This is a genomic window from Pseudomonas sp. TAE6080 (assembly GCF_018732265.1).
Taxonomy (GTDB): Bacteria; Pseudomonadota; Gammaproteobacteria; order Pseudomonadales; family Pseudomonadaceae; genus Aquipseudomonas; species Aquipseudomonas brenneri.
This window is the reverse complement of the sequence record NZ_JAHIDY010000021.1, coordinates 1-18115: the sequence shown is the minus strand read 5'-3', so window position 1 is coordinate 18115 and position 18115 is coordinate 1. Positions and strand designations below refer to the sequence as shown.

At 54.0% G+C, this 18115-nt stretch carries 15 protein-coding genes and 3 pseudogenes; 13 read left to right on the top strand and 5 right to left on the bottom strand.

Annotation, left to right across the window (positions count from 1 at the left end):
- Positions 1-192 precede the first annotated feature (192 nt).
- From KL786_RS16655 to KL786_RS16620, 9 genes and pseudogenes are all read left to right on the top strand, one after another.
- Complete coding sequence (locus KL786_RS16655; RefSeq protein WP_032857196.1) at positions 193-1050, top strand: TnsA endonuclease N-terminal domain-containing protein; 858 nt, start codon at positions 193-195, stop codon at positions 1048-1050.
- Positions 1047-3215 carry a TnsB C-terminal domain-containing protein gene (locus tag KL786_RS16650; protein WP_032857197.1) on the top strand — a complete coding sequence of 723 codons (2169 nt, stop codon included), beginning with the start codon at positions 1047-1049 and terminating at the stop codon, positions 3213-3215. The genes KL786_RS16655 and KL786_RS16650 overlap by 4 nt, the downstream gene beginning before the upstream one ends.
- Complete coding sequence (locus tag KL786_RS16645) at positions 3212-4681, top strand: ATP-binding protein (protein WP_032857199.1); 1470 nt, start codon at positions 3212-3214, stop codon at positions 4679-4681. Before KL786_RS16650 ends, KL786_RS16645 begins: the two co-directional genes overlap by 4 nt.
- Positions 4682-4696: 15 nt before the next feature.
- Positions 4697-5170, top strand: a pseudogene (locus KL786_RS29955) (TniQ family protein); the annotation flags it as partial.
- A 54-nt stretch (positions 5171-5224) separates the two neighbouring features.
- Entirely contained in the window at positions 5225-6382 is a 1158-nt protein-coding gene (locus tag KL786_RS16640; protein ID WP_306108736.1) for a TnsD family Tn7-like transposition protein, read from the top strand.
- A gap of 309 nt (positions 6383-6691) precedes the next feature.
- Positions 6692-6988: pseudogene (locus KL786_RS30120) on the top strand (transposase); the annotation flags it as partial.
- A complete protein-coding gene (gene tnpB / locus KL786_RS16630; RefSeq protein ID WP_003425037.1) occupies positions 6985-7329 on the top strand; it encodes an IS66 family insertion sequence element accessory protein TnpB in 345 nt (114 codons plus the stop codon). The pseudogene KL786_RS30120 and the gene tnpB, both read left to right, overlap by 4 nt.
- A gap of 37 nt (positions 7330-7366) precedes the next feature.
- The gene (gene tnpC, locus KL786_RS16625) at positions 7367-8872 is read left to right on the top strand and encodes an IS66 family transposase (protein WP_003425038.1); all 1506 of its coding nucleotides are present in this window, start codon (positions 7367-7369) and stop codon (positions 8870-8872) included.
- A gap of 3 nt (positions 8873-8875) precedes the next feature.
- Complete coding sequence (locus KL786_RS16620; protein WP_003425039.1) at positions 8876-9175, top strand: plasmid pRiA4b ORF-3 family protein; 300 nt, start codon at positions 8876-8878, stop codon at positions 9173-9175.
- Positions 9176-9267: 92 nt separating this feature from the next.
- Here the strand turns inward: KL786_RS16620 and merB are convergent, their stop codons facing one another.
- From merB to merT, 5 genes are read right to left on the bottom strand one after another with little or no spacing between them, the layout of a single operon-like run.
- Complete coding sequence (merB, locus tag KL786_RS16615) at positions 9268-9906, bottom strand: organomercurial lyase MerB (RefSeq protein WP_003425042.1); 639 nt, start codon at positions 9904-9906, stop codon at positions 9268-9270.
- A 12-nt stretch (positions 9907-9918) separates the two neighbouring features.
- Positions 9919-11601, bottom strand: coding sequence for a mercury(II) reductase (gene merA / locus KL786_RS16610; RefSeq protein ID WP_003425044.1), 1683 nt, complete (start codon positions 11599-11601; stop codon positions 9919-9921).
- Between the two features lie 35 nt (positions 11602-11636).
- On the bottom strand, positions 11637-12071 hold the full coding sequence (merC, locus tag KL786_RS16605) for an organomercurial transporter MerC (protein WP_003425046.1): 435 nt from the start codon (positions 12069-12071) through the stop codon (positions 11637-11639).
- A 12-nt stretch (positions 12072-12083) separates the two neighbouring features.
- Positions 12084-12359 (bottom strand): mercury resistance system periplasmic binding protein MerP, encoded by a 276-nt coding sequence (gene merP, locus KL786_RS16600; protein ID WP_003425048.1) that lies wholly within the window; start codon positions 12357-12359, stop codon positions 12084-12086.
- Positions 12360-12376: 17 nt separating this feature from the next.
- On the bottom strand, positions 12377-12727 hold the full coding sequence (gene merT, locus KL786_RS16595; protein WP_003425049.1) for a mercuric ion transporter MerT: 351 nt from the start codon (positions 12725-12727) through the stop codon (positions 12377-12379).
- 71 nt (positions 12728-12798) lie between these two features.
- Between merT and merR the strand changes: the two genes are divergently transcribed.
- The 4 genes and pseudogenes from merR to KL786_RS16580 all read left to right on the top strand — a co-directional run bounded on the left by merR (position 12799) and on the right by KL786_RS16580 (position 17959).
- Positions 12799-13230: a mercury resistance transcriptional regulator MerR gene (merR, locus tag KL786_RS16590; RefSeq protein WP_003425050.1), complete on the top strand. Its 432-nt coding sequence runs from the start codon at positions 12799-12801 to the stop codon at positions 13228-13230.
- Positions 13231-13696: 466 nt separating this feature from the next.
- Positions 13697-15370, top strand: coding sequence for a TniQ family protein (locus KL786_RS16585; protein ID WP_215518321.1), 1674 nt, complete (start codon positions 13697-13699; stop codon positions 15368-15370).
- A 397-nt stretch (positions 15371-15767) separates the two neighbouring features.
- Positions 15768-16160: pseudogene (locus tag KL786_RS30115) on the top strand (DUF6957 family protein).
- Positions 16161-16825: 665 nt separating this feature from the next.
- On the top strand, positions 16826-17959 hold the full coding sequence (locus tag KL786_RS16580; protein ID WP_034152178.1) for a nucleoid-associated protein: 1134 nt from the start codon (positions 16826-16828) through the stop codon (positions 17957-17959).
- The last annotated feature ends 156 nt before the right edge of the window (positions 17960-18115 follow it).

Sequence of the window (18115 nt, the reverse complement as noted above, 5' to 3'; positions counted from 1 at the left end):
CACAAGGCCGAAACCCCCGTATTTACGGGGTTTTCCATTTTTTGGCTGAGCCATCGGTCTAGATTCTCCGCTTCGTTCCGCTCCGGGAGTAGGCTAAAGAGGGCTGTACCATGAACAGGTGGTGGGCGATTTTTTCCTATAACTATTTTTCAGGGCGAGGAGAGGCGGTCCCGGCGGACGAAGGAGGTAGCATTGCGCGGTCGTAGGTTTTCGTCTGAGACAGATATTCAGCGGCATATTTCGAATGGATTCGGTAGCGGAGCTGGTGCCAGTTATCTGCCGTGGCTGCGCGTCCAAGACGTGCCTTCCAGAGGACGCTCCCACAAGATCCAAGGTGTGAAGATCGATCGCCTCCATCACCTCTTTTCCGACCTAGAGCGCGCCTATTTTTTGGTATGTGAATTTTCGGAAAATGTTGTGGATATACGCGAGCAGTATCCATTGCTACCGCGAGAAAGTGCTCAAGCAATCGCGAGCTCTATGGGAGTGCGATACCCGAAGTATCCGAAGACAGTGCTTCCTTACGTTATGACCACGGATTTTTTATTAACGATAAAAAAGCCCGATGGCAGCTTTAAATCCGTAGCCAGAACAATTAAATACCGCACTGACCTCGAAGGCAAAAAAGCCAGGAGGACGTTGGAAAAATTTGAGATCGAAAAGCGTTTCTGGACTGGCCAACACGTTGATTGGGCCATTGTCACTGAAGAAATGTTCAGCCCCGATTTGATCAAGAATTTAGGCTTACTCAGGAAGTTCGCTCAACTGCCGCGCGCCTTGGCAGAGCCATCATTACACACAGATTTTCTGGGGCACTTAGCGAGCTGTCGTCCCTACCCGTGGAGTACTGCTGAATCTCTGCGAAAGATTGCCGCACGTTTATTTATCTCCTATCAAGACTCTCGGGCTTTATATCATCACCTGATATGGGCTAAGTCGATCAAGGTAGATTTGGTTGGTACTCCCATTCAAATGACTGCGCCACTACCAACATTTGAAATCATTGAGAAACCAATGAAAATTTCACTGACGGCGGAGGGCCTATCATGAAAGTCCAAGTCAATGATTGTTTCGAACCGCTTACTGAGTTTTCCGTCGTGCCGGGCTTCGTTAGGGTCTTGTACCTCAATGAGCGATACGATGCGGTCGTTTTGATCCAATTAACGGATCCGCCCCGCCAGCCGATTGGTTTAGGCCTGGAGGAGCTTCGCGGATCCGTCATTGCAGGTGATACGAAGCTAGCCAAGGTCGTTACGCCTGAGTTTCTCTTAGTGTTAGAGGATGACTTGGATGAGAAAAAGAAGCGGGAAAGGGATGAAAAGTGGAACATCATCGCACCCCTGATCGACTCAGATTATCCAGGTCAGATATTCGCTCCTGGTGAGATGGGTCAAATGGTCGGCGCTAGAGCTGTTGAGCTCGGTATACAGCGCAAGAGCATCTATCGACTTCTGTACCGTTACTGGATCAATGGCCAAGTTCGAAATGCGCTCTTGAAAAACTATGCGGGCGTCGGAGTTCCTGAGCGCAAGTATGATCCCGCAAAGCCCCCAGGTAGGAAGCCAAGGTATCAAGGTATTGCCGTTTCACCGACCAAGGTTATCGATGCCGTGGATAAGCGCTGTATCCGTATCGGCTACTCGTTATTTGTCGGGGATAAGACTTCTACGATAACCAACGCCTATGTTGAGATGCTCAGGAGGTTCTATACCGCGAAAGACCTGTCGAAAAATCCAGAATCAGGCGGTCGTTTGCTACCCGAATCGGAAATTCCTTCCTTTAGACAGTTCGATTATTGGGGAAAGCAATATTTCGACGAGGTTGAAACTGAACGTGGCCGTAAGGGAATGCGTAAGTGGCTAAAAGATTGCCGCCCCCTTTCTGGAACCGTCCGTGACTGGCTTCGTGGCCCCTGCCATCAGTTTGAGATCGATGCCACCATTGCGGACATTTATCTCGTGAACGGATACTCCAGGCGAATGCTCATTGGACGGCCGGTTGTGTACGTCGTCATTGATAGCTTTTCCGGCATGATCGTCGGTCTCTACATCGGATTAGAGGGCCCGAGTTGGAACGGAGCCAGGCAAGCGCTTTTCAACGCTTTCACTTCGAAGGTTGAGTTTTGCGCTACCAATGGGGTCACAATCGATTCAGGGGAATGGGCCTGTCATCACCTCCCACATCACATCTACGCTGATCGAGGCGAGATGTTGGGGAAAGCAGCTGAGGGTCTTGCCACTGGCCTGAATATCGAGCTGGGAATCGCTCCGCCTTACCGCCCTGACTGGAAGTCGATGGTTGAGAGCCGGTTCGGTATCCTGAACAACCTGACAGGCATCAGGTGGCTTCCTGGTGGTGTAGCTGCTAGGGAGAAGGAACGTGGCGAGCGAGATTACCGACTCGATGCAACGCTGAGCATTAAAGAGTTCACCAAGATTATCATCCAGTGTGTCCTTCACTATAACCGCTTCAACAGGCAGCCCGACAGGCTCACTCAAGAGATGATGAACGACGGTGTCGATCCGACGCCGTCAGGTATCTGGACTTGGGCATTAGAAAATGGTCATGTCGAACCAAACAATCATCCCGACGAGCTGGTCTATCTCCATTTGCTTCCGCGCGAGCAAGCGACGGTGCAAAAGGGTGGTGTGCTATTCCGAGGGATGCACTATGTCTGTGATGTAGCGATCGAGAACAACTGGTTTGCGAAGGCCCGTAGCCGCGGGGTTTGGTCGATAGAGTGTTGGTATGACCCAAATTCCTCAGCACATATCTGGATTCGGGGAGACAACAAACAGTTCATCCGTTGCGATTTGCGTAAGTCTGATAGCAAGTATGCTGGTTATCGATCCGATGAGATTTTCGATCTGCTCGAAGCTTACCGCCAGACTCCACCGACTCATAAACGCGCTGAGTTGGAGAGTCGGATTTCGCTGCTGGAGGAAGTTAATCAAGTCGTCAGCGGTGCGATCGCTGAGCGAAATGATGAGCCAGCGCCTGCGACCAAAGCTGAGATGATTGGAAATATTCGTGAGAATCGCGCCGTTGAGCGCCTCAAGGAGCGTGAGACCGCCCATGTGCCAGAGGGTGTAAGGATTGAATCGCCTGTGCTCAAGACAGAGATCTCCCAAGATCGCTCAGAAAACTTTGCCGGCCCTCGCAGCGCTCAGGTTATCGATATGCTCAAACGCCTGCGCCCAGGACAAAACTCATGAAAGGCGCCCAAGTTTTCGCAAGCTACACGAAGCAGGCGATAGCGGACTACGCGGGAAATCCACTCATCGAAGCGCTGCCACCGATCTTCTCAGAAGAGGTGGCAATGCAACTAATCTCGAACTTCCCCCGTCCTGTTGATCCAGAAGAGCTGACCCTCGACCGATCGACTCGGGTTCACTGCATCGACCGGTTGAGAACGGTGGTCCAGCCTTTGTTGGTCCACATGGATCTGGAGTCCGTATTTTCATTGCTGGTACGACGTGGGTACGTCGGACGCAACCCGACCTCTCCAGACACTGTCAGACATCTTCACTCACTTTCGGGCGCACAGCGCTACCACGATGGATTTAAGTCCACTGCCGAAACGTTCAGTCTGGTTGGCCTTAGTGGCATTGGAAAGTCCACCGCACTCGAAGCCATTTTGAGTCTCTACCCTCAAACGATTCGCCACGAGCGTTATGAAGGAAAGCAGTTCGTTCATACCCAGATCACCTGGCTCAAGCTTGACTGCCCCCGAGATGGTTCGCTGGCAGGCTTCTGTCAGCAATTTTTCTATGCGGTCGGGCGAGCTTTAGGTGATGAGGATTACTACAAGCGGTATAGGGCTCGGAACATCAATGACTCGTTGCAACAAATGGAACAGGTTGCGAGTACATTTTTCATCGGAGCTTTGCTGATCGACGAACTTCAGAACCTGCACCTCGCGAAAACTGGGGGCAAGGACAACATGCTGAATTTCTTCCTCCATCTAGTGAACAACATCGGAATTCCTGTGGTGTTCATCGGGACAAATTCGATGATCAGCCTATTTTCGGACGTCATGCGCAACGCAAGGCGTTGCTGCGGCGTCGGGGTACTCGAATTTAAACGTTTTGAGAAGGACGATGACGAGTGGCGCATGCTTGTTGAAAACCTCTGGAGCTATCAGTGGTACCAGCAGCCGGTCGAACTGACAGAGGATGTGTTTGATGCGCTGTATGAGCATACACAAGGGGTCACCGACTTTTTGGTGAAGCTTTTGGTGCTCAGTCAAAGGTATGCGATCCAGAGTGGTTCGGAATGCGTTACCGCCGAGACAATTGCGTTGGTGAGCAACACCAAGATGCAGATATTGAAGCCAGCTTTGTCCGCTCTGCGAAGCCGAGATCCGAAACGGATGCGGCAGTTCGATGATTTGCTTCCGATTGAAGACCAACTAAGCGACATGATGGCGTTCGATGGTGTGGCTCGGCCGGAGCGACTGGCATTGCTGCGCAGTGTCATCAGTCGCAGCGACAATAGTGCTACCAAACCTAATGTGGCGGCCGTTAACCAAGTCAAATCGCAGTCACCTGCGGCGGTGGCGGTTGAGACCTCAGAGGCACAGGCGCTAAGTGAAAGTGAAGACTCCATTGAGGCGTTGAAGAGCGCCGGTTGGATAAGCAGTGATCTCTTTGAGTTTTCTCCGTTGTATCGGAAGGGGTGAATTAAGGGTGACGAAATGGGGCTCAAATTCCATTTCTTTCCGGCCGTTTTCCACGATGAGACGCTTCACAGCGTTCTCTCAAGATACGCCCGGCTCTGTGGCGTACGTAGTTGCGCAGCAGTTTTCGATGGAGCGCAGTCCGCGAAATGCTTTTCGCAGAACGTTGCTTTTCCATGTCGACTAGCTGAGCTTGTCGAGGCGCTGCCGTGTGATACAGGCTTATCGCTAGCCGCTGTTATAAAGCGCCATACGCAACTGCCCTACTACGAACCTTTTTTGACCCCGCAACAGGTGGACGACGCCAATATCTTGATGGCGGGAAACGGCAAGGGGTTGATGCTAAGGTTGGGGTTAATCGCGAGCCGACTCGAGTTTGCTTCGAGAGTGCGATTTTGCTTCGACTGTGTCCAACAGGACATGGCCTGTGTGGGAGCAGCGTACTGGCACCGTGTGCATCAGCTTCCAGGCGTTTTGATCTGTCCCCACCATGGAACCCCGTTGAGGTTCCTTGATTACCGCTGGTTGAGCAGAAACTCTCGAAGAATGCATTTACCGGACGATGAGGACGTTCAGTCTCACTCCATTTCGCTAGACATCCCTCAAAATCTACAAAGTGCTCTGCAAGAAATAGCGCAGCGTTCGATGCAGGTGCTTGAGACCGATGTTCCGCCATTATGTCCTGATGCGATTCGCTCGGTGTTTCTGGATAGCGCTATTGCCTTGAAAATGGCTTCCGATACTGGTCGGCTGCACTTAGGCATTTTGGCGCGACACATGTCTGCGTTCTTTGAGGCGCTCCCCTCCTCAGGGGAATACTCGATACTGAGCAAGTCGTCTGCGGATATACCGGCGGCCTGGATTGTGAAGCTTTTGCGTAAGCCGAGGGGCACCCATCATCCGCTGAAATTCATCCTGCTGGCCTGTGCGCTCAAGGTCGATATGGAAAGGATACTGCGGCCAAACGGGCCTATTACCGAGTCGCTTAGTCGAACAGCCAATAGCGAAACTCCTGGTGGACGAGCTGCCAACAGATCTCCAACCAATCGCTCAAGCACCAATGAGTATATGAGTGAGGCATCTGAAACGATCTGGACGCTGGCGCTCATGGGGGCTAACGCTAAGACCATAGCGTCAGAAACAAGGAGCTCGGTTACATGCGTCTACCGAATGATACGCGCGATTTCGTATGGACCTGACCTATGGAAAGAGGCGAGGCTTTCGAAACTGCTGGTTGATAGGAGGAACCGATTTGACGGGGAATACAGAGCTCGCCTAGCTCATGAGTGTCGAGATTATGTGTGGCTTCATCGAAACGATCGGCAATGGCTGTCCGAGCTTACACAAGAGCCAGGAAAAGCCCACAGACCGCGCGGACAGCAGGCAGAAAGATTCAAAGACCTCGACCTTGACCTTGCCAACGAAGTGGTTCAATGCGCTGAAATGTTACGAGCGCTTCCAGGTAAACCTGTCCGCATCTCACGGACAAAAATAGGCAGAGAGCTTCATGTGTTATCTAGGTTTGAAAAGCAGCTCAACAAGCTGCCGCACTGTGCGGCTGCACTGGCAGCCGAATGCGAAACCCTTGATGCATTCCATCGGCGGCGCCTGAGCTGGGCCGAGCGGAAGCTAAAACTTGACGGCAAGCCAATCACTCAATCAGCGCTGTATCGAACAGCGTGTCTCAGAAAACTCCAAATATGAGTGAAGGCACCCTGATCCGCGTATGAATATTGCTCTGTAACGCCGTCGGCACAAGCCTCTATATATATGAGCTGTGCGTGGATTCGATGTGTGAATTTTGACGAGGCGTGCAGTGAAAGTATTTATATGTGTGGTGTATTGTATTTGTAACCGTCCGGCCAGCACCCTCTCCTGACAGCCCTCCAAATTGGCCAAGATAGTGGACACCATTTTTTAGTGGACACTATCTTGGATACAGTTGCCCCAGCCCGTCGAGCCGGTCGCCGCCCCAACTTTCCGCTGGACTTTAAACGCCAAGTCGTCGAGGCCACCTTCCAGCCTGGCGCCTCCGTGTCATTGATCGCTCGCGAACATGACGTCAATGCCAATCTGGTCTTTCGCTGGCGGCAGCAATACCAAGAAGGGCTATTCGGCCCGGTCAGCCAGAGTGCTTCGTTTTTGCCAGTCCAGGTGATCGAGGCGCCAATGGATCTGCCGCCAGTCTTCCAGCCACAGGCAGAGTGTCATTCCGAGATCGCAGTTGAGGTAGGAAAAGCCAAGTTGCGTATCACCGGAGCACCAGACCCGCAGACGCTGCAACTCGTCTTGCAGCAGTTAGTGCGATGATTGCCCCTCCCGCTGGAACCCGTATCTGGATCGCCGCTGGCGTCACGGACATGCGTCGTGGCTTCGACGGTTTGGCGGCCATGGTGCAGACTCAACTGGAAGCCGATCCCTTCTCCGGTCAGATCTTCGCCTTTCGCGGACGGCGTGGTGACCGGATCAAACTGTTGTGGTGGGATGGCGACGGCTTGTGCCTGTTTTGCAAACGGTTGGAGCAAGGACGCTTTGTCTGGCCGCAAGCAACCAGCGGCAGCGTGTCGCTGACGACCGCGCAGTTGTCGATGCTGTTGGAGGGCATTGATTGGCGCCGGCCAATTCGTACAGCACCCGTCCTCGCGGTCTGACTTGCCGCGCTGAAAAAATCCCCAGTAATATTCGGGCATGACCCTCGTGACCGACTCCCTGCCGAATGATCTTCAAGCCTTGAAGGCGCTGATCGCTGCCCAGCACGCAGAGATTGAGCGCTTGAAGATGATGATCGCCAAGCTGCGTCGTACGCAGTTCGGTCGCAGCTCCGAGCAACTGGAAGCGATGATCGACCAGCTCCAGTTGAGCCTTGATGAGCTGCAAATCAGCCAAGCCGAAATGACACCTCCAGTCGAGCCGGCACCTCGCGCAGTTTCGCGCCGTAAACCATTGCCTGAACACCTACCTCGCGAAACCCACGTTCATCAGCCCGAGTCGCAATGCACTGGCTGCGGTGGGACGCTTCGCCATTTAGGTGAGGATGTGTCCGAAGTGCTGGAGTACGTTCCGGCACGTTTCAAAGTCATTCGCCATGTCCGTCCGAAGTGGGTTTGCCGCTGCTGCGAGCACTTCGCCCAGGTGCCGGCACCGAGTCGCCCGATCGCCCGAGGTCTTGCCGGCCCAGGGTTGTTGGCCCATGTGCTGGTCTCGAAGTTTGTCGATCATTTGCCGTTGTATCGGCAGTCCGAGATCTACGCCCGTGAGGGCGTGGAGCTGGAGCGCTCAACCCTGGCCGACTGGGTTGGCCAGAGCAGTCAGTTGCTGCGACCACTGATCAACGCCCTTGAGCACCACGTCATGAGCGGACACAAAGTCCATGCCGACGACACGCCGATTGGCGTGCTCGCGCCGGGCAACGGCAAGACCAAATCGGCGCGCCTGTGGACGTACGTGCGGGACGACCGACCTACGGGGGACGCGACACCGGCGGCGGTCTGGTTTGCCTACTCGCCGGATCGCAAGGGGCAACATCCCCGCGCGCATCTCAAGCGCTTCAGCGGGATCTTGCAGGCGGACGGCTATGCCGGTTTTGCTCAACTATATGCCACGGGCACCATTGAGGAAGCGGCGTGTTGGGCTCACGCCCGGCGCAAGTTTTACGAGGTCTACAAAGACCTGGCTTCACCACTTGCCGCCGAGGCGCTGCAACGGATTGCGGCCCTGTATGCCATCGAAAGCGAGATTCGAGGGCAACCGCCCAACCTGCGAAAAGTGGTTCGGCAAAGCCGAGCCAGTCCGCTGCTGGAACAACTCCACGCGTGGCTCAACCAGACGCTGACTCAACTGTCGAAAAAATCGGCATTGGGCGGTGCGATTCTCTATGCCCTCAATCGGTGGCAGGCCTTGGTGCGCTATTGCGATGACGGGCGAATTGAGATCGACAACAACGCTGCCGAACGCGCGCTACGTGCTGTCGCGCTAGGCAGAAAAAATTATCTGTTCGTCGGTTCCAACGCCGGCGGCGAACGAGCGGCTGCGATTTACAGCCTGGTGGGTTCAGCCAAACTCAACGACCTGAACCCGCAAGCCTATTTGACACACGTGCTGGAGCGCATCGCCGACCACCCGATCAATCGGGTCGACGAACTGCTGCCCTGGAACGTTTCTCTCGCCTCCACGGAACTCTGCGAGGCCGCCTGATCCATGGTCAAAACTGTTCGCTTGCCAAAACCCGAACCTGATTTGTTGCTACTGCACATTGAATTGAAGTGGATCGAACCTGCCATCTGGCGCCGTGTGGCGGTGCCCGAGAACATCACCTTAGGCAAATTGCACGCGGTGATCCAGATCGCAATGGGCTGGCACGATGACCATCTGCATGAGTTTGAAATAGCTGGTGAGAGTTACGGTATTCCCGACTCCGATGGATGGGGGCCTCCCGTGAACTCGGAGACCCGCAAGACTCTGATCAAAGCGTTGAACGGGAAAAGGACATTCCGCTAGGTCTATGACTTTGGCGATGGCTGGGATCACCGGATCAAAGTCGGAAAGAGAAATCCGATGCCCACTCCGTAGGACATTGAGTCGAAATCCAATCACGATGTTCTCATTGGAAGGGTCTGCAACAGATGTCGATTAAGCTCCTGGCCCACGCCGAACGCCTCTTGGACGCTTACGATAGTCAATCCTTGATGCTTGGAGGCCCAATCTTCTGCCGCTGGGATAGATGCGAAGAAATGCACATGGCAACAGAAGGACTGACGAACGTCGGCCGCCTCCTGCGGCAATACCAGTGACACTGCCACGTCGGCAGGTTCAACAGCCTGTATCTCGCTGGGTGAAACCGTAAGCGAAACGGGTGCTCCAGTTGCAGCGCAATGCGACGAGACGCGAGCTGTACGGCCGATTAACGCCGGGAGCATCAGGGTGTCCAGCGCGCACCAGGCATACAGCCGGCGGTTGTCAATTTCCAAGACATGCGACGTCTCGCGCAAGGTGAGGACATAGCCGATGATGTTCCCATCGTTGTCGTATTCGGTACTGGTGGCTTGTTCGAGCACAGCCGCCACTTGCTCAGCGGGCCAGCCAAGAGTCCTGGCAAGCGTAGTTCGCGAAATCGGGCGTCCCTTGGCAAGTTCACCCAGTAGCGCGACCAAGAACTCCGCAAAACCTTTGGGCCGGTTGGTCGGGGTGAGACGTTCGGCGATCTCGGTAATGTAGCGGGCAAATTTCATGGTGCTCTCCATTCATCCAGCGCAGCAGGACAATTGCTTTACGTCCTTGGTGAAAGTCTGCGCCGCGAGCTTCAGGCCCTCGACCATGGTTAGGTAGGGGAACAACTGGTCGGCCAGCTCCTGCACGGTCATGCGGTTGCGAATAGCCAGCACCGCCGTCTGAATCAGCTCGCCCGCTTCCGGGGCCACCGCCTGCACGCCGAGCAACCGACCAGAACCCGCTTCGGCGACCAGCTTGATGAACCCTCGCGTGTCGAAGTTGGCCAGCGCACGCGGCACGTTGTCCAGGCTCAGCGTGCGACTGTCGGTTTCGAGGCCTGCGCGCTGTGCTTCCGCTTCGCTGTAACCGACGGTGGCCACCTGCGGATCGGTGAACACCACCGCCGGCATGGCATCGAGATTAAGCGTAGCTTCGCCGCCGGTCATGTTGATCGCCGCACGGGTGCCAGCCGCCGCCGCGACGTAGACGAACTGCGGCTGGTTGGTGCAGTCGCCGGCTGCATAGATATCCACTGCGCTACTGCGCATGCCCTGATCGATCTGAATGGCGCCGCGTTCATCCAACAGTACACCCGCCGCTTCCAGGTTCAGGCTTTGGGTGTTGGGCGTGCGGCCGGTGGCGACGAACAGTTGGTCGGCGCGCAGTTCACCGTGGTTGGTGGTCAGTACGAATTCGCCGTTGGCGTGGGTCACCTGACTGGCTTGTGTCTGCTCAAGCACGTCGATGCCCTCCATGCGGAAGGCTGCGGTCAGCGCCTCGCCGATGGCCGGATCTTCGCGGAAGAACAGCGAGTTGCGCGCCAGGATGGTGACGCGGCTACCCAGCCGGGCAAAGGCTTGCGCCAGCTCCAAGGCCACCACGGATGAGCCGATCACGGCGAGCCGTTGCGGAATACTGGCGCTGGCCAGTGCCTCCTCCGAGGTCCAATAGGGGGTGTCTTGCAGCCCGCGAATCGGCGGCACGGCCGCACCGGCGCCGGTAGCGATCAGGCAGCGGTCGAACGCGACTTCGCGCCCGCCCCCCTCGACCAGTTCGACGCTGAGCGTGTGGCCGTCCTGGAAGCGAGCGGTGCCACGCAGCACGGTGATGGCTGGTGTGCTCTCCAGAATGCCTTCGTACTTGGCGTGACGCAGTTCGTCGACAAGGCCTTGCTGTTGCGCGAGCAGCCGCTCGCGCAGGACGGTCGGCGGCGTGGCGGGCATTCCGTCATCGAACGGACTCTCGCGGCGCAAATGAGCCACATGCGCGGCGCGAATCATGATTTTCGACGGCACGCAGCCGACGTTGACGCAAGTGCCGCCGATGGTGCCGCGCTCGATCAGAGTGACGCGGGCGCCGGCTTCCACCGCCTTCAAGGCGGCCGCCATTGCCGCACCGCCGCTGCCTATGACTGCAATGTGTAGCGCGTCGCCGTTTTTGCCGACCTCGGTGTCGCTGCGCAACCAGCCCAGCGCCTTATCGAGCTGGCCGGGGCGCGGTTGTAGCGAGGCGACTTCGAACGACGCTTGATACCCAAGGGCCTCGACGGCGGCTTGCATTTGTTCACGGCTGACAGCCGCGTCGGCCGTCATTTCGGCCTTCCCACCGGCGTAGGAGACGTCCGCCCGGTGCACGCCGGAGATTCCCTCCAGAGCATCTCTGACGCGGTCGGCACAGGAGGCGCAGGTCATACCGTGGATTCGCAGTGTGGTCATAGCGTTTACTTCCTCAAATGGGTCTCTTTGCGGCATTACTGTTTTGGCTGTGGTGGGCAGGCACCCGGGGCGCAACGGGGGTGGGCGGGCGACACGAGATCCCAGATCGAGCCCCCAAGCATGAGGGCCAGACCGATATAGAGCAGCCAACCGCTCCGCCAGCCATAAGCCCGCATCAAAAACACCGCAGCCAAGACCAGGACAGGGCCTATCAGGCCGAGTGCAGTTCGCTGCCACTGCCGATGTTTGAGCCAGCCAAGGGAATTGACGAGCAGCGCCAGGGCCGCAAACAAGGGCAGTAGCGTGGTGATGAACAGGCCTTCCCACTGGCTCAAAAAGCCCAGACCGATTGCAGCGCCTAAGCTAGCCAGAGCAGGAAAACACGCGGCGCAGCCTAGGGCTGAAACCAGCACACCGACGGAACTGGCTTTGTCACCGATCCGCGTGAACAGATTGAGAGGATTTCTCATTGGTATTTCCTCCTATTGCTTGATGGTAGATGGATAGCCGGCATCCTCGGTCGCCTTGGTCAGGGCCTCGGAGTTGGTCTTGGCATCGTCGAAGGTCACGATGGCTTCGCGTTTCTCGAAACTCACCTCGGTCTTGGTCACGCCCTCGACCTGGGTCAGCGCTTTCTTGACCGTGATCGGACAGGCGGCGCAGGTCATGCCCGGTACCGACAGGGTGACGGTTTGGATGGCGGCCCACACCGGGGAAACCACGGCAATGAGCGCGAGAGCGGCAAACAGCTTTTTCATGGGAGACTCCTGCCTGATCAGTAAAACAACGGGAGGATGTAGGGGAAACCGAGCGCGACCAGCACGAGTGCCATCACGAGCCAGAAAATGAACTTGTAGGTAGTTCGTACCTGCGGAATTGCGCAGGTCTCACCGGGTTTGCAGGCTTGAGCCGGGCGGAAAATGCGCCGGTAAGCGAAGAACAGCGCCAACAATGCCGCGCCGATGAAAAACGGGCGGTAGGGCTCCAGAACGGTGAGATTACCGATCCAGGCGCCGCTGAAGCCCAGGGCAATTAGCACCAGCGGGCCCAGGCAGCAGGTGGACGCAAGGATCGCCGCCAGACCTCCAGCGAGGAGTGCACCACGGCCCTTTTGTGATTCAGACATGGGTTCAACCTTTCGAATGTTTGATCGATGGGTTAAGGTTATTTCCGTAGTCAGGTACGGAGTCAAGCGGTATGAAAAACACTGCGGAAAGCCTGACCATTGGCGTCTTTGCCAAGGCAGCCGGGGTTAACGTGGAAACCATTCGGTTCTATCAACGCAAAGGGCTGTTGCCCGAACCGGACAAGCCCTACGGCAGCATTCGTCGCTACGGCGAGGCGGATATTGCACGGGTGAAATTCGTGAAGTCCGCACAACGGCTGGGCTTCAGCCTCGATGAAGTGGCCGGACTGTTGCGGCTCGATGACGGTACGCACTGCAATGATGCGCGTGTGCACGCCGAGCAGAAGCTCGAAGACGTGCGGGGGAAACTTGCGGATCTGCGGCGGATCGAGTTGGTCCTGGCGCAGTTGGTTGATGACTGTTGCGCGAGCCACGGGACGGTTAGCTGCCCGCTGATCGATTCGCTGCATGGAATAGATAGCCACGAAAACTTCGCGCCTTAGCCTACGATTTCCCGTTTCATTGCCCCCCTGTTTGTCGGCTTGAACAGGAAAAGAGCGGCGCTCAATGAGCCCCGTTGACTGGCCAAACCTACGGTCTGCTTTTAGCCACGCTCTTACCCTACAGAGCCGAGAGTCCTGATCACTTCGAATGCAAATGATTGGTCAGTTGCAACGCAAATGGGTGGTCAAGTGGGGTGCAATTTCGCAGTTTTTGAGTGTGAGCGCGTCAATCAGCGGTTAAAGGGGATTAAGGTCTGAGATGCAAGGCGGTGTAGTTCGGACGCTTACTTGTATTTTGACTTTGGCGTAAAAACTGCTGTTTTCTAATAAAACAGTTGCTGGCTGTTCGCTACTGTATGGCGTTCATTTTTAAAATCCTTACCCGGGTACACGGTGATATGTGATAAAAGAACACCATCCACAGGACTCGCGTCCTACCAGACCCACGCTAGAAAGTCGGCTACTCATGTCCAGTATTCTGTTTTTCCCAATGTCTATGCCAGACGAGACACTATTATCTCGTATTACGAGATACCATTTTTTGTCCGGAAACAAAACCGAGGCAGAAACTTTCCGTGATCTTTTTGGCGTTGCGCCATTCCAACTATCTATCATACCAAAGCAATTAGAAAACCTTGCTTCTCGATTGCCGGGAGTTAAAGAAGGCAACTTGGCTGAGTTGCTTGAGATTAACACTACGTTCCCAGCCTACAAACCTTTTATAGGATTATCAAAAGAATCCTCTAAGGAATTTGACAAGGTTTTATCTGATGTCGCTCGAGTGCCTAGGAGAGAAGGTACGAGGAATAGCAGAGCTAAAATTTGCTTGGCCTGTGTGCAGGCCGACCTCATAGAGTGTGGCTACGCATATTGGCACCGAGCTCATCATGTACCGGGCGTTACAGCGTGCTGGCGACACGGTGAAGAACTTCTTAAATCTTGCCCTAATTGCTCTCACCCTTTCTATCGTAAAAACCGATTGTTACCGGGGTTGACCGATGATTGTGCTTGCGGGTGGAACGCTGTTAAACCTACGAACCGCTCACTCGCCTCAAATGAAGAGCGCGAGTTTGCAGTTTTTGTAAATGATATTCTGCAACGCAATCTGCCATCGATAGAATATACGGTTTTGGCTGCTTGTTATCGGCGTCAAGCAAAGAAGCAAGGGTTTGTTCATGGGAACCTAATTGGCACAGCTAAATTATTTAGCAGTATTCGTGATAAGTTCAGCGATGAAATTATTTCGAAAATTGATTTGGCATACGCAGCTGGAATTCGAAGTCAATGGATTAGGCTATCGACAACAAGAGGTCAAATTGATATGCCGTTGGCAAGGCATCTTTTAATATCTCTCCATCTTTTTGGATGTGCAGAAAAGTTTGAGAAATGCTTGGCAGAAGAGTCTCTACTTGCTAGCTCGGCAAACCCGACGGTCCGTCTTAAAGAGAAAACTTTGCCAGAACATAAGAAAAAGGCTTATCGAGAAAAAATCTCAATGCTACTTGAAGTGAAGCCAGGCATTGGTATGGACTATCTTTGGGTAAGTGCTTATCAAGTAACCCGTTGGCTCAACGAAAACGATAAGGACTGGTTGTTGAGTAAAATTACAGGGAACTTAATGCAGAAGAGTAGTGTCGAGCCGGTGGTAAATGATGAGGACGAAAAATACGCAACTATTCTTATAGAGGGCGTTGAGAACTTGTACCGCATCACCCAAAAACAGGTGCGAGTAAATATCAGTAACATGCTTGCACTTTTGCCGCGAAAAGTAAGTAGGGAGCGTGCGACTCGTAAGTCTTTCCCATTGCTGTCAGCTCAACTTGAACTTCATCTTGAGTCTCTTTGGCATTTTAGGTTACGGAGATTTATATGGACGATGTCGGAGATCGCGAGGCTTAAGTTACCCCCAAACAACTCCAGCTTGAGATTATTGACAACAGTGCCTCATGTGGCCTGCCAGGCTCTCATAAATCACTTCGAGTGGGATTTAGACAGCATGGTTAAGGACGGCATTAAGGTTGACGTTATGCTTAGAAATACCGGTGTCTCGCGGCAATGGGAAGGGCCACCAGGTTATGATATTTCCATGGGTGGCAATGCATACATGGAGATGATCGCGTCCAATTCAAAGCTCCAGTAGATATTTTTATGGCGTGGCGCAGTTGCTCTGGATCCGGTGATTTTTGTGGCTTATTGCTGGGCGTTGGATGTCATTGTTAATACCGACGCCTATTGCGTATTGATCGGGCATTGGATGTGCACCGATAGCAGCGGTTTACGCATATACGGGATTTATGCCGCAGAAGCAGATATCGCTCACGTACCGCAGACACCGGCATCTATTTTGACGTCGGATTCAAGCATGAGCAATGGCATAAATCAGACCATAGCTAAAGGGCTAAACGTTAGCTTTTGAGCAGATGAGCCAAGTTTTGCGTGCTGTTCATCGGGGTTTAAGTCGGGCGATTTACGGGCAGCTATGCTGACTGGTGTGATTAATCATTCGACTCGATTTATGAAGTGGGTCGGAGGGATGAATGAATCTGGCGGGCCTAGCAGAACTGGTTTCTGGTGGTGAAAAAATACCTGGATGTGAGCTTCCTCATTCAGACGCCGTGGCTCTGATCGGATCTTACTTCCCTGGACGGACCTATTGCCTAGTCGCTGACTGGATAATGGTTGATTTAGTGGTCTCCCCCCGTCAGTTAAAGGTCGTTGTTAGAGGAGGAGTTACTCCTACACTGGTCAACACTTTGTTTGTTCTCCACGATAGCTGAGGACGTTTCCATCGCGCCCGCTGGGTAAGAACCTCATTGGGAGTTTCCTTCACCCACGATTGCCTGTTCGAGACCAAAAATACCGTTTATGTGTTGATGGGACCCGGCCGAAGGGTACAGACGGACCTAGATGTCGCTTTGAGCCTGTACTGAGAGTCACGGACGCGTAATGTGGTATTTATCGACGCTCAATGTTTTGGGCGCCGTCCCACTCAACCATCGCGGTACTGTCTCGGTGCTTACTGAGACATGGCGTTCGTAACAATCGTCCCCAGAACCAGGCCTATAGCGGAGTGGCGACACATGACCATTACCCGGACTATCGTCCAGACAGTCGAGTTCTTGTGTGACCTGTCTTGAGATCAAACCCTCCAAAAATCTGTTCTTCAGTAGGTAAAAGGCCTCCTGCGCATTACCTAGAACCTCGGGTAATCTTTGGGATAGATTCCTTCGAAGAATTGCTTCAAACGAAGGATCTGATCGATCCAGCGTGGGCGGTCCCCGCTCTTCAGCTGTGCTCCAGCGCTGACGGATAAGATTGGAAAAACTTTTCAGACTGAGTCTACGTTAGAGACTATGGTCTGTGACAAGCCTAGATGATGCTGTCCGCGTTTCGACGCTCAGACCCTCGTGCTGATGAATGGCATAGAGTATTATGCTGTATGCATATACAGTTATTGGGTTCGTGCAGCCTTACTGATCACTAGGTGTTGGAGCCCTTAGGTGATATCTGATATCGAGATAAGCCCTGAAGTTTGCTGGGTAAGGTGCTATTTTCAGTGATTCCATATTGATACTATCGGAACGGAATTCGACCTATGATTACGCTGAAAACTGCCATTATTCACAGCTTCAAGAAGCTGGCCAAGACCAGCGTTATCTCCGAGGTGGTCAAGAAGGATGTGGCGCTCGATACTGAAAATCCCGCGTTGCATTTTCTGGTCAATGGTATCCACGGCCTCATCGGCAAAGAAGGCAACAGCGTGGTCTACGGCCAGTTTGCCAATGATGACCGTCAGGGACCGTTTCCAGAGCGCTTCACCGCGTTCGTAGAAGTACAAGATGATGAAGCGCGATTTATCGACTTGACCCACTTGGCAATGGACCAGTTGGTGGAGCAAGCCGGTAATCAAGTCTTATCGACCGGTGGACACATCCTTTGCGCTCAGTACACCGCAGGTGCAACCGACTTTTTCCTGGTCGCCAGCATGAAGGAACGCGGCGGTATACAGCTGGACGAGAACTATGTGCCCAAGGAAATTCAAGAGGTCGATCTCAACAAGGTTCAGCAGGCCGCCAGGATCAATTTAGCGAGTTTCGTGGCCATAAAGGCTATGGCTGCTGCGGCCGCTGCTGCGCCTGAGCAGAATGAAGATGACGCGGAGGATGAAGTGGATTCAACCTACCTGTGCTTCATCAGCCGGGGCCGTGATAGTCAGGCATCCGATTATTTCATCTCTGCACTGGGATGCGCGAAAGGAGTAGCTTCCGGACGCGCTACCAAAAATGCCATTGATAACGTTGCACGGTTTTTTCGCGACAACAAAACGTTAAAAGGCTTTGGTTACAAGGCCAAAGAGGCGGTGATCAAGTATCTGGAGGAGCAGTTGGCCGCAGGCAAATCTGCGCGCTTGGACGCTATCTGCCACGTCGCTGTCGCACACGTACCCGCTGACTTAGTGGATGAAATTGTTGGGCTGAAAGACTATTTGAATAGCGAGAAACATAAGGTGCCAGACGACTTTACGGTCAATGCGAAATCGCTGAAAGAGAAGACCCGTATCAAGGGGGACGCGGCTAACTGGTCGTTGCAATTCGAGCGTGGAGCGTTAGGTAAGGATCCGGCCGCAGACGTTTATTATGATGAGGGACGGAAAAAGTTGACGCTGTCCAATCTGACTGCCGAACTGGTTGGTGTGATCGAGAAAGAACTGCTGGCCAGGGTCGGCTAAGAATGTTTTCTAATGTGGTAGCTCTCTACCGCGCCATTGGAGCGCCCACCATTGAGGACGGAGTCATCCGCTATGAGGGGATGCCAACGCCCGACATTATCTGTAGAAGTCTCGACTTAATCTGACACCCCTCTTGAAAAAGAGCGGGGCTACCGG

Coding starts and splice junctions, on each gene's coding strand:
- KL786_RS16645 (WP_032857199.1), top strand. CDS start 3,212: ATGAAAGGCGCCCAAGTTTTCGCAAGCTACACGAAGCAGGCGATAGCG.
- merC (WP_003425046.1), bottom strand. CDS start 12,071: ATGAGAAATCCTCTCAATCTGTTCACGCGGATCGGTGACAAAGCCAGT.
- KL786_RS16620 (WP_003425039.1), top strand. CDS start 8,876: ATGGTCAAAACTGTTCGCTTGCCAAAACCCGAACCTGATTTGTTGCTA.
- tnpB (WP_003425037.1), top strand. CDS start 6,985: ATGATTGCCCCTCCCGCTGGAACCCGTATCTGGATCGCCGCTGGCGTC.
- KL786_RS16585 (WP_215518321.1), top strand. CDS start 13,697: ATGTCCAGTATTCTGTTTTTCCCAATGTCTATGCCAGACGAGACACTA.
- KL786_RS16650 (WP_032857197.1), top strand. CDS start 1,047: ATGAAAGTCCAAGTCAATGATTGTTTCGAACCGCTTACTGAGTTTTCC.
- merT (WP_003425049.1), bottom strand. CDS start 12,727: ATGTCTGAATCACAAAAGGGCCGTGGTGCACTCCTCGCTGGAGGTCTG.
- merP (WP_003425048.1), bottom strand. CDS start 12,359: ATGAAAAAGCTGTTTGCCGCTCTCGCGCTCATTGCCGTGGTTTCCCCG.
- KL786_RS16580 (WP_034152178.1), top strand. CDS start 16,826: ATGATTACGCTGAAAACTGCCATTATTCACAGCTTCAAGAAGCTGGCC.
- merR (WP_003425050.1), top strand. CDS start 12,799: ATGAAAAACACTGCGGAAAGCCTGACCATTGGCGTCTTTGCCAAGGCA.
- KL786_RS16640 (WP_306108736.1), top strand. CDS start 5,225: ATGCATTTACCGGACGATGAGGACGTTCAGTCTCACTCCATTTCGCTA.
- merA (WP_003425044.1), bottom strand. CDS start 11,601: ATGACCACACTGCGAATCCACGGTATGACCTGCGCCTCCTGTGCCGAC.
- merB (WP_003425042.1), bottom strand. CDS start 9,906: ATGAAATTTGCCCGCTACATTACCGAGATCGCCGAACGTCTCACCCCG.
- tnpC (WP_003425038.1), top strand. CDS start 7,367: ATGACCCTCGTGACCGACTCCCTGCCGAATGATCTTCAAGCCTTGAAG.